The sequence below is a fragment of the Ectopseudomonas guguanensis genome (assembly GCF_900104265.1).
GTDB classification, from domain to species: domain Bacteria; phylum Pseudomonadota; class Gammaproteobacteria; order Pseudomonadales; family Pseudomonadaceae; genus Aquipseudomonas; species Aquipseudomonas guguanensis.
This window is the reverse complement of the sequence record NZ_FNJJ01000006.1, coordinates 25,912-38,492: the sequence shown is the minus strand read 5'-3', so window position 1 is coordinate 38,492 and position 12,581 is coordinate 25,912. Positions and strand designations below refer to the sequence as shown.

Annotated in this window: 12 protein-coding genes; 3 read left to right on the top strand and 9 right to left on the bottom strand. The window is 60.3% G+C overall.

Features of this window, described 5'->3' with window-relative positions:
• Window positions 1–3 precede the first annotated feature (3 nt).
• The 5 genes from BLS61_RS10245 to BLS61_RS10225 form a co-directional block, all read right to left on the bottom strand.
• Entirely contained in the window at window positions 4–837 is an 834-nt protein-coding gene (locus BLS61_RS10245; RefSeq protein WP_090430477.1) for an SDR family NAD(P)-dependent oxidoreductase, read from the bottom strand.
• Window positions 838–882: 45 nt separating this feature from the next.
• Entirely contained in the window at window positions 883–3,243 is a 2,361-nt protein-coding gene (locus BLS61_RS10240; RefSeq protein WP_090430869.1) for an arylsulfatase, read from the bottom strand.
• Window positions 3,244–3,315: 72 nt separating this feature from the next.
• The gene (locus BLS61_RS10235; RefSeq protein WP_090430475.1) at window positions 3,316–3,792 is read right to left on the bottom strand and encodes a 2,4'-dihydroxyacetophenone dioxygenase family protein; all 477 of its coding nucleotides are present in this window, start codon (window positions 3,790–3,792) and stop codon (window positions 3,316–3,318) included.
• A 229-nt stretch (window positions 3,793–4,021) separates the two neighbouring features.
• Window positions 4,022–5,419, bottom strand: coding sequence for a heavy metal sensor histidine kinase (locus tag BLS61_RS10230; protein WP_090430473.1), 1,398 nt, complete (start codon window positions 5,417–5,419; stop codon window positions 4,022–4,024).
• On the bottom strand, window positions 5,416–6,087 hold the full coding sequence (locus tag BLS61_RS10225) for a heavy metal response regulator transcription factor (RefSeq protein ID WP_090430471.1): 672 nt from the start codon (window positions 6,085–6,087) through the stop codon (window positions 5,416–5,418). Before BLS61_RS10225 ends, BLS61_RS10230 begins: the two co-directional genes overlap by 4 nt.
• 146 nt (window positions 6,088–6,233) lie before the next feature.
• Here BLS61_RS10225 and BLS61_RS10220 point away from each other — a divergent pair, with 146 nt between their 5' ends.
• The 3 genes from BLS61_RS10220 (at window position 6,234) to BLS61_RS10210 (ending at window position 7,847) form a co-directional block, all read left to right on the top strand.
• A complete protein-coding gene (locus BLS61_RS10220; protein ID WP_090430470.1) occupies window positions 6,234–6,731 on the top strand; it encodes a GlcG/HbpS family heme-binding protein in 498 nt (165 codons plus the stop codon).
• A 15-nt stretch (window positions 6,732–6,746) separates the two neighbouring features.
• Window positions 6,747–7,157 (top strand): hydroxyisourate hydrolase, encoded by a 411-nt coding sequence (gene uraH / locus BLS61_RS10215; protein ID WP_090430468.1) that lies wholly within the window; start codon window positions 6,747–6,749, stop codon window positions 7,155–7,157.
• 297 nt (window positions 7,158–7,454) lie between these two features.
• A complete protein-coding gene (locus tag BLS61_RS10210) occupies window positions 7,455–7,847 on the top strand; it encodes a DUF4280 domain-containing protein (RefSeq protein WP_090430465.1) in 393 nt (130 codons plus the stop codon).
• Window positions 7,848–8,089: 242 nt separating this feature from the next.
• Here BLS61_RS10210 and BLS61_RS10205 read toward each other — a convergent pair whose 3' ends face one another.
• From BLS61_RS10205 to BLS61_RS10190, 4 genes are all read right to left on the bottom strand, one after another.
• Window positions 8,090–8,632, bottom strand: coding sequence for a toxin-antitoxin system YwqK family antitoxin (locus BLS61_RS10205; protein WP_090430463.1), 543 nt, complete (start codon window positions 8,630–8,632; stop codon window positions 8,090–8,092).
• 7 nt (window positions 8,633–8,639) lie between these two features.
• Window positions 8,640–10,646: a type VI secretion system Vgr family protein gene (locus BLS61_RS10200; protein WP_090430462.1), complete on the bottom strand. Its 2,007-nt coding sequence runs from the start codon at window positions 10,644–10,646 to the stop codon at window positions 8,640–8,642.
• A gap of 23 nt (window positions 10,647–10,669) precedes the next feature.
• A complete protein-coding gene (locus BLS61_RS10195) occupies window positions 10,670–11,290 on the bottom strand; it encodes a hypothetical protein (RefSeq protein ID WP_090430460.1) in 621 nt (206 codons plus the stop codon).
• 309 nt (window positions 11,291–11,599) lie between these two features.
• Entirely contained in the window at window positions 11,600–12,577 is a 978-nt protein-coding gene (locus tag BLS61_RS10190) for a hypothetical protein (protein ID WP_090430458.1), read from the bottom strand.
• Between the last annotated feature and the right edge of the window lie 4 nt (window positions 12,578–12,581).

The following is a 12,581-nucleotide window of genomic DNA, read 5'->3' as shown; positions in this document are numbered from 1 at the left end:
GGCTCAGAGATAACCGAACTTGTGCGCGTCCTTGAGGACGATTTTGCGCAGCAGGCCGATCGAGACGCGCTTTAGCTGGAAGATCAGGCGGGCGAAGGGGCCCACCAGGATCAGATCGCGACCATCCTTCACCGCACGTATCAGGCTCTCGGCCACAAGCTCCGGGCTGCAGCCCTTGGCCTGGTAGTAGGACTGCAGGCGGCCGATCTGCTCGTCGCTCACCGAGGCGGCGATATTGCTGCGGCTGGCCACGATGGGCGTGTTGATCACGCCGGGACATAGGGTGGTGACCTGCACCTGGGTATCGTGCAGCTCCATCTTCAGTACTTCGCTGAAGCCGTAGACCGCATGCTTGGATGCTGCATAGGCGGCCATGCTGGGGGAGGGGAACAGCGCTGCCGCCGAGGCCACGTTGATTACCAGGCGCGGCCCGCCGGCTTCGATCATGGCCGGAATGAAGCAGTGGCAGCCATGCACCACGCCCATCAGGTTGATGTCCAGCACTCGCTGCCAGTGGCCCAGATCGCTGTCGAGAAAGCGGCCCAGGTAACCGATGCCGGCGTTGTTGACCAGCACGTCGAGAGTGCCCTGCGTGGCGTGAATGCGCGTTGCCAGCTCCGCCATGGCGCGGGCGTTGCTGACATCCACGGTATAGGCAAAACATTCGCTGCCGACCCCCGCGATCTGCTGGCGCAGCGACTCCAGGGCGGCGGTATCGATATCGCACAGCAGCACGGTAGCGCCCTGGCGGGCGAAGGCCAGCGCGGCGGCACGGCCGATGCCGGAGGCGGCGCCGGTGATCAGGACTTTCTTGTGGTTAAGATCGGCTATGGCCATGGTCGTCTCCTAAGGCCACGCATAGCGCGGCCCATGCAGTCTGGCTCAGGGGGTGTAGCGCACGAGCAGGTCCTGCACCTTGCCGTCGAAGGCAAAGGGCGCGCGCTCGAAGTAGTCCAGTGCCACCGGTGAGCCGAGATCCTCGCCGATGTCGAAGGTCTCGCTGGCGGTAAAGGTCAGCGGTGGGGCGAAAGGGGTCACCCCACTGGCCACTTCCTCGCCGTCTACCAGCAGGCTCAGTTGCACCGGAGCGGCTGGTTTGGCGGCGGTCGGTTGGGTGCGTACCTCGATGGTCGTGTTACCGGCGCTCAGAGGCCGTTCGGCACGCAGCTTGATACGCGCCAGCGCCATGGCGTTGTACTCGTAGACCACATGTCCTTGGTCCAGATAGAGGGTCACACCGCCACTGATGCCACCCAGCGCGTAGATCACGCCGTTGGCCTTTTCCGGTAGCTCGACCTGGACACTCACCAGGCTGCCGCGACTGCGCAGGTTGGGCGCGACGAACTCGGGCAGGCGCTTGGTACGTGCATCGAAGCGCCATTCCTGACGACCGTCACCAGCGAGCAGCGTCGGGTCGAGGAAGGGATACAGCCCCGCGCCAATGGGATAAACGTGGTTGGCCTTGGCCTGCGCATCGAATTCGGCCTTCAGCTCAGCGAGCTTCTCCGGGTATTTGTCCGCCAGGTCGATGGCCTGCGAATAGTCGCTGCGCAGGTCATACAGGGCCCAGCGGTCGTTCTGTGGCTGCCAGCCCATGAACTGGGCGAAGCCTTGGACCCAGGGCTTGCGCGGGCCGAACACCGAGGCCATCCAGCCATCCTTGTAGAGACCACGGCTACCAAATACCTCGAAGTATTGCGGCGGCTTGCGCGAATCGGCATGCGCCTCGTCAAAGCTGTAGCGCATGCTGACGCCGTCCAGTGGGTCCTGAACGACGCCGTTGACCGACTGCGGCGGCGCTATGTCGAGGATGTCGTAGACGGTCGGCGCGATGTCGTTGACGTGGTGAAACTGGTTACGGACCCGCTTGTCCGCCGCGATACCCTTGGGCCAGGACACTGCCAGCGGCGTGCGTGTGCCGCCGAAGTAGCCGGCTACCAGCTTGGTGCCGGGGAAGGGGCCTGAGCCGGCCCAGGCCCAGGCCGCGTTGTACATGCTCTCCAGCTTGGCCCCGCCCAGCGCCGACATGCCGCCGTACATGCTCTCGAGCACCTGCAACTGCTGTTCCTTGGGGAAGGGGATGCCGTTCTGTGCGAGCAGCTCGCTGATGCTGCCTTCCATGCCCTCGGCGGAGGCACCGTTGTCACCGAACACGTAGAAGATCAGGGTGTTGTCGCGCTCGCCCTGGCGCTCCAGCTCGTCGAGAATCTTGCCGGCCTGGGTGTCGGCATGCTCCATGAAGCCGGCATACACCTCCATCAGGCGGGCCTGGTAGCGCTGCTGCTCGGGGCTGAGGCTGTCCCAGGCCGGCAGCTCGGCCGGACGCGGGGTCAGCTGGGCGTTCTGCGGAATGAAGCCGAGTTCCTTCTGGCGCGCGAAGGTTTCTTCGCGGTAGCGATCCCAGCCGCTGTCGAACTTGCCCTTGTACTTGTCCGCCCAGCTGGCACTCACCTGGTGCGGGCCGTGTACGGCGCCCGGCGTCCAGTAGAGAAAGAAGGGCTTGTTCGGCGCCAGGGTTTTCTGTTCGTGCAGCCAGTTCACCGCCTGCTCGGCGAGATCCTCGCTGAGGTGGTAGCCCGGCTCGCGTGGCGGTTCGATGGGGGTGGTGTTGCGGTAAAGGCGCGGCTCGTACTGAGAGGTCTCGCCGGCGAGGAAGCCATAGAAATGCTCGAAGCCATAGCCGGTGGGCCAGGTATCGAAGGGGCCGGCCGCCGTGGTGTACTGGGTCGGGGTGTTGTGCCACTTGCCGAAGGCTGCGGTGCTGTAGCCATACTGCTTGAGCACTTCGGCCATGGTCGCCGAACTCTTGGGTATTTCCCCGGTGTAGCCGTCCCAGTCGGTGGCCAGCTCGGCGATGACGCCATTGCCCACCCGGTGATGGTTTCGCCCCGTCAGCAGCGCCGCACGTGTCGCCGAGCTGATTGCTGTGGTGTGGAAGGCGTTGTAACGGATGCCGCTGTCGGCGACCCGGCTCAGGGTCGGCGTGTGAATGCCACCGCCGACGGTGTCGGCTTGGGCGAAGCCGGCATCGTCGAGCATGATGACCAGAATGTTCGGCGCGTCCTCCGGCAGGTGCGACGGCGCCTGCCGCTTCTGGTGCCGTGACTCCAGCAGGGTCGGGCCGGCATCGCTGGCTGACGGGGTCGGAGGGAAGGGCAGGTTGGCCTGCGCCATGGCGACAGGCGCACCGAGTAGCGCACCGATCGTCAGCGCCATCTGTCCCGGGCAGGGCTTCTTGATCATCTGGGTATCCATCTTGTTGTTCTATGGCGAGGAGCCCGCCGAACTTGCCGAGGCGGCGGGCGATGCGCTGGCTCAGGCTGCGAAGCTGGTGATGTCCCTGGCTTCGATGCCGTTGGCCTTGCAGTAGGCCAGGTAGCGCTCGACCCCGGATTTCCAGTTCTCGATGGCGCAGATATTGTCGTTCTCGTCGAAGTACAACAGGTCGCCCTGGACGATGTTCAGGGTGATGATCTCGTCGCCGTACTCGGTCAGCGCCAAGGGGGTGTGGCTGGTGCCGGCGGTCTCGAAGACCACGCCGCCTTCCTTGGAGATCCAGTCGTGCTCGAGGTATTTCCAGGCACCCTTGATGGTGTAGACGATTACCGTGCCGGAATGGTGGTGCTTGGGCATGGTGACGCCGGCAGGCGACTTGAGCAGGGTAATGGTCTCCCCGCGCACGGGGTCGCACTTGATGTATTTGACGAAGACTTCGTTGCTGTAGGGGGCAAACGGCACCCAGGGCAGGTCTTCATCGTTGATGGCGGCGGTATCGATCGATTCGTACAGCATGGGGGCTCCTTGGCTCAGGCTCGTGCGGGTTGCGAACACTTGCGAGGATTCTGATCAGGTGCCGTGATCCTTGCCCCCCTCTTGTTGGGTGGTGCCACGTGAATGGGGCGGGCAGGCTATCCAGGTGATGACGAGCTGATGGCTGGGACACGCCTACAGGCGCCTGTCACCCGTACAAGGCCCGGTCGTTCCCCATATACCGGCGTCCTTGAGCGCAGCTCTCAGCGTTTCAGCGTGCCAATGCACTCCGTTTTCCCAGCGACTGGCTGGTCGTGAAATGCAAGCTGAAGACGGTTCCTGTCGCGTCGCTTTTGACGCTGGCCTCTCCCGCATGCGCGTGCATGATTGATTGGACGATCGCCAACCCGAGCCCGCCGGAGTCGTCGGGTTGATTGCGTGAGGCATCACAGCGATAGAAGCGCTTGAACAGATGGGGCAGGTGCGCGGCCTCTATGGGGTTGCCCTGGTTGTGAACCAGAATTTCCAGGCTGTTGCCTTCCATCCTGGTGCTGATGGTCACCTGGCTATCAGCGGCACCATAGCGTAGAGCGTTGGCGAGGAGATTGGCCAACGCCCGGCGCAGTAGCTCAGGCTCCGCTTCGAGCTGTCCATGGCTGCGGTTGACCAACAAGATGCCGCGATCCTCAGCCATACCTTCGAAATACTCGCACAGCTGTTCGACAAGAGCCTGCAGGTCTACCGGCTCCCGCTTGATCGTTGCCATGGGCTGCTCACACCTGGCCAGAAACAGCATGCTGTCGATCATTCGGGCTAGTCGCTCGTACTCTTCCAGATTGGAGGCCAGCGCGTTCTGGTATTCCTCGGGTGAGCGGTTTCGGCCGAGCAATTGCTGGCTCTGCCCCAGCAGGTTGGTCAAAGGCGTGCGCATCTCGTGGGCCAGGTCTTCTGAAAAGCGAGACAGCTGGGCGAAGCCTTGCTCCAGCCTGTCCAGCATCTGGTTGAGTGCCTGACTCAGGATTTGGAGTTCGGCGGTATCGGCGAAATCGTCGAGGCGCAGGTGGAGATGACGAGCGTCGATGCCCGCTGCCTGAGCGGCCAGCGTTCTAACGGGTCTCAAGCCTCGCTGGCTGACCAGCCAGCCTAGCGCAAAGGCCAGGAACACACCGGCTCCGAGTGCCATCCAGATTTTGGCGCGGTAGGCGCCCAGCATCTGATCGCGCTCGTCCGAACGTTTGCCTGCGATCAACTTGAGGCTACCGCCGGGACTTGCTACGTCCAGCCATGCCAGGCGCAGTGAGCTGTTGTTTGGAGCATTGCCCAGTACAGGTGAGGAGGTATCCGGCAATTCGGGGAGCGGCAGCGAACCGGGGTTTACTTCGATCAGGGCGCGATCAGACGCATCGACTATCCACAGAAAGCTGTCCCTGTTGCCCAGCATGTTTTCGTAAAGCTGAGGGCGGTTACGCAAAGCTTCGATACTCTCGGTATCGTTCAGAATCGCCTGCATGCGTTGCAGGCGACCCAGCAGAGCCTGGTCGTCTCTCCAGAGGATTTCACGCTCCAGAGAGTGATACAGGTAGGCCGCTACTGCGCCGAGCAGCATGCAGCTCGAAAGCGCGAACATCAGCGCCAGGCGTAGGCTCAGCGTTCTGGGCGATAGTCTCATGCCTGCAGATCCAGCATGTAGCCCATGCCCCTCACGGTGTGAATCAGTTTCAGGGGGTAGGGATCGTCAACTTTTGCGCGCAGCCGCCGGATGGCCACGTCCACCACGTTGGTGTCGCTGTCGAAATTCATTTGCCAGACATGCGAGGCGATCAGCGTCCTCGACAGCACTTCACCCTGGCGGCTGATTAAAAGGTGGAGCAGGGCGAACTCCTTGTTCGTCAGGTTGAGGCGATCACCCGCGCGGCTGACCTTGCGCTTGAGCAGGTCGAGCGCAAGATCGGCCACCTGGAAATGTTCGATCTCCCGCGCTGGCCCTCTGCGCAGAAGCGTGCGAACCCTGGCGAGCAACTCTGCGTAGGAGAATGGCTTGATCAGATAGTCGTCGGCGCCCAGCTCCAGCCCTTTGACGCGATCTTCCACGGCGTCACGCGCGGTCAGAAACAGCACGGGGGTGTCGAGCTTGCGCCGTATGACCTGCAGCAACTGCCAGCCATCGAGTCCCGGCAGCATGACGTCGAGAATGATCAGGTCGAAGTCGAATTCCTGCGCGAGGTGCTGACCATCCAGGCCGTTCAGCGCCACCTCGACCATGAAGCCCGACTCGCTCAAGCCCTTTCTCAAGTAGTCAGCCGTTTTGACTTCGTCTTCAACCAGCAGAATGCGCATTTCTGTCTCCTGAACCTGTGCATAGCCTAGGCGCAACCGCTGCCGACTCCCATTACAAATTCGTAATCCTGACGCAATCCATCTGACGGTCGCCGGTGGGCAGGATTGCCGGCATCCGCTCAGCAGAGCCTTACCAGGAGAACGGCATGCCCAAGCTTCACATCACCTTGTCCGCACTGACGCTGTCGATCCTCGCGTCCAGCTCATGGGCCACCGAGCCAGTCGCGATGCGTCAGGACGTGACGCTGCCGCTGGCCAATCAGCTACTGGATGCAACCCTGTCCGCCTGCCACGCCGATGGCCGCAGCGCGGTCGCGGCGGTCGTCGACCGTGGCGGCAACCTGGTCGCTCTTCAGCGCGACGATAACGTCGGCCCCCACAACACGGCGGCCGCGCAGCGCAAGGCCTTCACGGCACTGTCGACGAAAACACCGACACGCCTGCTGGCCGAACGAGCCCGCAGTACCCCCGACGCCGAGAACCTCAACACTCTCGACGAACTTCTGCTGTTGGGCGGCGGTGTACCGCTGAAAGTGGGGGATCAGGTGATCGGGGCTCTTGGCGTCGCAGGCGCCGGCGGTGCTGCCAATGACGAGGCCTGTGCACTCAAGGCCATCGAACAGATTCTTTCCATCCATCAATAAAATCGGAGATACAGCATGAAGACTCTTAAAACCCTTCTGGCAGGTGCAGTCCTGAGTGGTCTTTCTTCCCTGGCGTTGGCAGACACCAATCCGCTCAGCGTCCATGTACTGAACCTGCAGGACGGCTTGCCGTCGCCAGCCGTCGCCGTGACGCTGGAAAAGAAGGACGGCCAGAATTGGCAGACACTCAATGACGGCGTCACCAACGAGCAGGGACGTATCACCGCCCTGTATCCGCAAGGCAAAACCCTCGAGAAGGGCACCTATCGCGTGACGTTCAAGACCGGTGAGTGGTTTGCGAAGCACGACACGAAGAGCTTCTTCCCCGAAGTGCCTGTGATCTTCGAGGTCGACGGTACCGTGCCGCATTACCACATTCCGCTGTTGCTCAGCCCCTATGGGTTTTCGACCTATCGGGGCAATTGAACTGGTGTAAGCCTGATCGCAGCATCCGGTTGCATGGTTGAAACGGACAATGTCCGTCTGCTCTGGCCATCTACGTGAAACCGCTCTCTCGCCTCTGGGTGCATGCACGAGTGATTCGGGTCGGCTGTCCGGCCCGTCTGGCTGCTTGATGCGACAGGACCGAACCTTCCGCTCTGTAAAGCCTTCAGCCTCGTGATTGGTACTCAAGTCGGCAATGGCACGGGAAGTGTTGGCGCTTCGGCCAAAACCGCTGAGCTTCAACTAGACTGACTATCGCCACTACGGACGAGGTAACCAATGGGCTGTCCACAGGTATGCAGCGGCGCCACGCTACAGTGCAGCTTTGGTGTTGCTCCAAGCATGTTGAACGTGTTGCCGACGAACCGCACGCTCACAGGGGGCATGCCGGCGGCGAACATCATGGATCATATTCCGCTGGTGAATATCATGCCTTTCGGCATGTGTCAGAGCCTGGCCAACCCCATGGTGGCTGCGGCTACCGCTGCGGCGCTGGGAGCCCTGACGCCCATGCCTTGCATACCCGCTACGGCATCGCCCTGGATACCCGGAGCGCCTACCATGCTGCTGGGCAACATGCCTTCGCTGGATTCCAACTGTACGTTGATGTGCAACTGGGCCGGGGTGATCAAGGTGGTGATGCCCGGCCAGGTCCAGATGCTGATTCCTTAGGCTTTTGAAACTACCTCGGCTTTGGCTTCCTGCGTCGCTCTACCTCATGTGTCCATGCAGTCGTGCGTTGCCATTGCAGCGTCAAGAACAGGCTCGTGCGCGAGTTCGAGCTAGGCGCCCCCATCAAAATGCTCATTTACAGCTCGTAAAGTCGGCCGCGACTCCGATCGTTTTTCGCCTGTTTCTGTGGGGCCGCCATCGGTATTGCACCGGCTGCCTTGCCTACGTTTTTCAGTAATCTGCTAGGCCTCGGCCGATTCGTTCCACCTTCTCCACCACCAACGCAGCCGCGAGATGGGTTTGCCGTCGGCGTCCAGTGGACGGCCGTCTTCGGCGAAGCCCTGGCCTTCGTCCAGCGGTTTGCCTTTGGCGTAGCGGCCGCGATGCGCTACCTGGCCGTTGCCATGGAAGCGCTGATAGAGACCGTCACGCACACCATCGCGGTACAGCTCCAGCTCGGCCAGGCTGCCATCCGGGTAGTAGCTGCTGGCTTCGCCGTGCATCAAGCCTTGGCGATAGGCGACCTTGCGCTGCAACCAGCCTTCGGCGGCGAAGTACTGGGCCACGCCATGCAGGCGTCCCTCGGCGTAGGGCAGTTGCGCGGAAATCTGGCCGTTGGGGTGGTAGAGGATGCTGGGGCCGTGCAGCATGCCATTGGCGTAGCCGAGCTGGGCCTGTGGGCGGCCGGCCTCCTGAATGCGCACCGGGCCGTCGAGGGCGCCATCCTCCAGGCGGCCCTGGAGGTGGCTGTCGCCGCGGGTGAGGTCGAGATTGCCGTTGGCCATGGGCGTCTCAGTTGACCTTCACCAGTCCGCCCTTGAGGGTCAGCATGCCGCCGCCGTCCACGGTCTGTTCGGCGGCGGCCTTGTTGGTGAGGCTGACGCCGGCGTCGTTGGTCAGGGTGGTGCCGGCCTTGTTGTCCAGGGACGTACCGGCCTGATTGGTGAGTGAGGTACCTGCCTTGTCGGTGAGGGCCATGCCGGCCTGGGTGGTGAGGTTCTTGTCGCTCTTGGCGGTGAAGTCGCCGCCGCTCTGCAGGGTGAGGGTGCCGGTCACCTTGATGGTGAGGTTGCCGTCCACGGTCAGCTCGTAATTGCCGCTGACCTTGTGGCTGTAGTTGCCGCCGGTGCTGTGGGTCTGGTCGGCGCCAACGCTGACGGTGCGGCTGTCCTTCACGTCGAGGGTGTCGCTGCCGGTCTGGATGGTCACCGTGCGCTTGCCCTTCTCCAGGGTGATGGTTTCGTCGCCTTCCTTCACCGTGCGGGTGCGGGCGTTCTGCACCGTGAGGGTTTCGTCGTGGCCGATGGTGGCGGTGCTGTCGTTGAGCACGTTGACCTTCATGTCCTTCTGCGCCTGGAGGAAGACTTCCTCGGCGTCCTTCTTGTCTTCGAAGCGAAGCTCGTTGAAACCGCCGCCGCCTTTGGAGGAGTTGGTCTTGATGCCCGACTGCGTCTGGTTGTCCGGCAGGGCGTATGGCAGGGTGTTGTCGCCGTTGTAGACGCAGCCGGTGACCAGCGGGCGGTCCGGGTCGCCGTCGATGAAGGTGACGATCACTTCCTGGCCGATACGCGGGATGAACTGCATGCCGAAGCCCTTGCCGCTCCAGGGCAGCACCACGCGCACCCAGCAGGACGAGGTTTCGTCGTTCTTGCCGTCGCGATCCCAGGGGAACTGGATCTTGATGCGGCCGTACTGGTCGGTCCAGATCTCCTCGCCGGCTTTGCCCACCACCTGCGCGGTCTGGGTATGCATGCGTGGCTTGGGCGTGAGCCGGGGCGGGCGGTAGGTGGTGGCCTTGGGGATGGCCTCGAAACGGTTGCGGTAGTGCTCGTGGCTGGCGTCGTGGGTGACGGCGGTCACCACCCAGTCGATATTGAGGCTGGCGTCGTCATGCCCGGTGAGGGTGAACCAGTGGCCGGGCACCAGCCAGCGGCAGTCGCTCTCGCCTATCAGGCGCTTCTCCTGGCTGCGCAGCCCGTCCACGCGCTGCTTGGTCAAGGCATCGCCGCGCGCCTTGGCGATATAGCCGCCCGGGTGCTCGTACATCGACAGCGGTCCGGCCACTGCCTCGGCCTGGCTGTAGAGCGAGGTGGTGGGGGTGGTGAAGGCGTAGTCCGTGGCGCTGTACACCCCGCTTACCGCCTGCACGCTGTACTGCGTCGAGCGGATGCCATGCAGCTCGCGCACGCCGATGCCCTGGCCCAGGTAGGGCACCTTCGGCCCGTTGGGGATCGGCACGAAGGCATCGCTGCTGTCGCCCAGCACCAGCGTGTGCTTGCCGTCTTCGTGGGTGAAGAACCAGAAGATGCCTTCCTCCTCCAGCAGCCGCGAAACGAAGGCGAAATCCGTCTCCCCGTACTGCACGCAATACTCACGCGGCTCGTAGCTGCCGGAGAGCGACAGCTTGAAGTCGGTAAAGCCATGGGCCTTGAAAATGGTGGTGACGATGTCGCTGGTGGAGAGGTTCTGGAATACCCGGTTATTGCTGGCAAGGGTCAGCCACCAGAGCCAGGGGCGCAGCACCACTTGATAACGATCGGCGGTGGCATCGGCGGGGAGCTGGCGGATTTCCGCGACCAGGGCGTCGAGGGGGCGCTGGTTGGTGTCGTTGTGGAGGATGAGGGTGACGTGGGTAGCGATGGCGTCGGGGAGGGTGAGGGCGGTGGCGCTATTGCCGAGCAGGACTAGCTCGTCGAGTTGCCCCAGTGTTTCACGCCCGGATGCAGCTTCGGGGTAGAGAGCCGTTAGACTGCCTGCCGTAAGTGAAAGGCTGGAGTTGGTGTCCGTTGCTCGATCCATCGCGTGTCCTGTCGTCCTTGTGGTCAGTAAAGATGGGGGTTGCCGTTTCTCGCGCCGTTGCAGGGCGGGCAGAGAGGCCGGACATTAGTTATGTCGTTTCGCATGAGTTCGATCAGGTCGTAGCTTACGGTTTGGGCATTCAGACCCGTCGCCTGTGGAAAGGTCACAAGTACGGTCCGGTTCAGCGGCGTGTAGACGTAGTTTGCCGTGATGACATTGGGCCCCTGGTGGGGAATGATCTGGATCGTACCCTGATCGCACACCTTCCAGATCGAAGTCAGAGCATCCCTACCCAGTACGCCTGTGGTGGGAACGAAGCCTCCCTGGTACTGGTTGCCGACGAGTGTCTGGGTAAAGGAGCCGAGGCGATGGGCGAAGTTGGACTGCAGGGTGGCCTGGGTGATGCGGTGATCCATCTGGGCGCAGTCTAGAGGCAATACCCGCCCACCACACTGGCCTTCGCACTTGAAGGCATCGAAGTTGAAATTGGATTCGAACGTGCGCTGACCTGCGAAGGTTGAAATGGCTACACCGTGGGTACCCATCAGATTGCAGATGGCTGACCAATTGTTGCGCATCATCGTCTGGGTGTTGTCCCAGCTCAGCCCCCCATTGGGGCCAACAAAAACGATCATCGGAATCATTGAGCGGGCTCCGTTTTTAAAGTTTGTCGTCAGGCATCGATCAATCTGACGACACATGGCTTTGTGGCTGCATCCATTTTCAACTACGGCTGAACCTATGGTGCTTTCGGTCTGCGAGGTTCAGGTTGATGCTGTACTGACTGAGTGACTACACCATGATCCCATATTGGGCACTTTCAACTCCTTGGGGAGACTCGGGGGATATGTCGTAATAGCGATAGCCAAAGGGGATTTATTTATTCTTGGCAAGCGCGCTAGTAAATGATTCGTCCCTTTTCTTTTGGCTTCTTTTAACTTGATCTTGATGTATTAGTCGCACAGGTCGAAACCAATGGCGTTGCATACTAGCTCTAAGCTGAATTTTTCTTCTTTTACGAGGCTGTAAAGATAGGGGCTTAGAAAGTCTTCCATATTTGATATTGCATAAAGATAGTCGCCGTCTGATAGCTGCAAAAAATCTTTCTGGATGGCTGCTTTAGTTTTTTTTACATGAAGCTCCTTTGTGTTCATTTCAATTAGCCTTTTTTGAAGTTGTTGCTTTGAGTCCTCTTGCATTTGAAGTATCTGTTTTCTAAATGCGTCGCTTAGTAGTTCTATATTGCTTTTTTCTTTTTCCTCAACGGCGTCATCCTCATCGATGGTCATAAGGAAAGAACTTTTAAGATGTTGTGTCATGTATTTCATTTCGTGTGTCTGTCCACGCTTTGTCTTTTTTTGGAATCCTTTTTCTTTTGCTAGAACGTCCCACATTTTTACCGCAACACCGGTGCTGGCAAGAGACAGCAGTGCAAATGAATTCACTATTGGCCCCTGATCCCCAGAGTAAAGCCTAAGTATTTTTAGGCGCAGATTTACATTGTAGTGCTGTATGAATTTTATTAATTTTTTAGAGCATTGGTCGCAGGGGGATTTTGTTATTTTTAGTGTTATGACAATTGGCTTTCCTTGAAGGTCTTGAAGAGCTCTTATTTGCTTCATTATAGGTTCGTCCCAGAGCTCTTCCCAAGTTGCCATGAAGTAGTCTTCGCTGTGGTCGCCTATGATTGTTTCTTCGCCAATTTTATATTTCTTTGGCTCTCCCGTGTTGTTGCAGAATCGGCCAAAAATTATCCCGCAAACCTTTGCAAGGACAACGGTCGCGTATTCTGAGTTGAGGGTAAAGGGATTGTTTCCGCCACCAATGTCTATTGGGTCAAAGATGTAGTTTCCACTGACTATAGGCTTGTCCTTGCTGATGCAACTTTCCACCTTGCTTGTGAAATAAGTTCCATACTTTCCTCTAGGCATATTT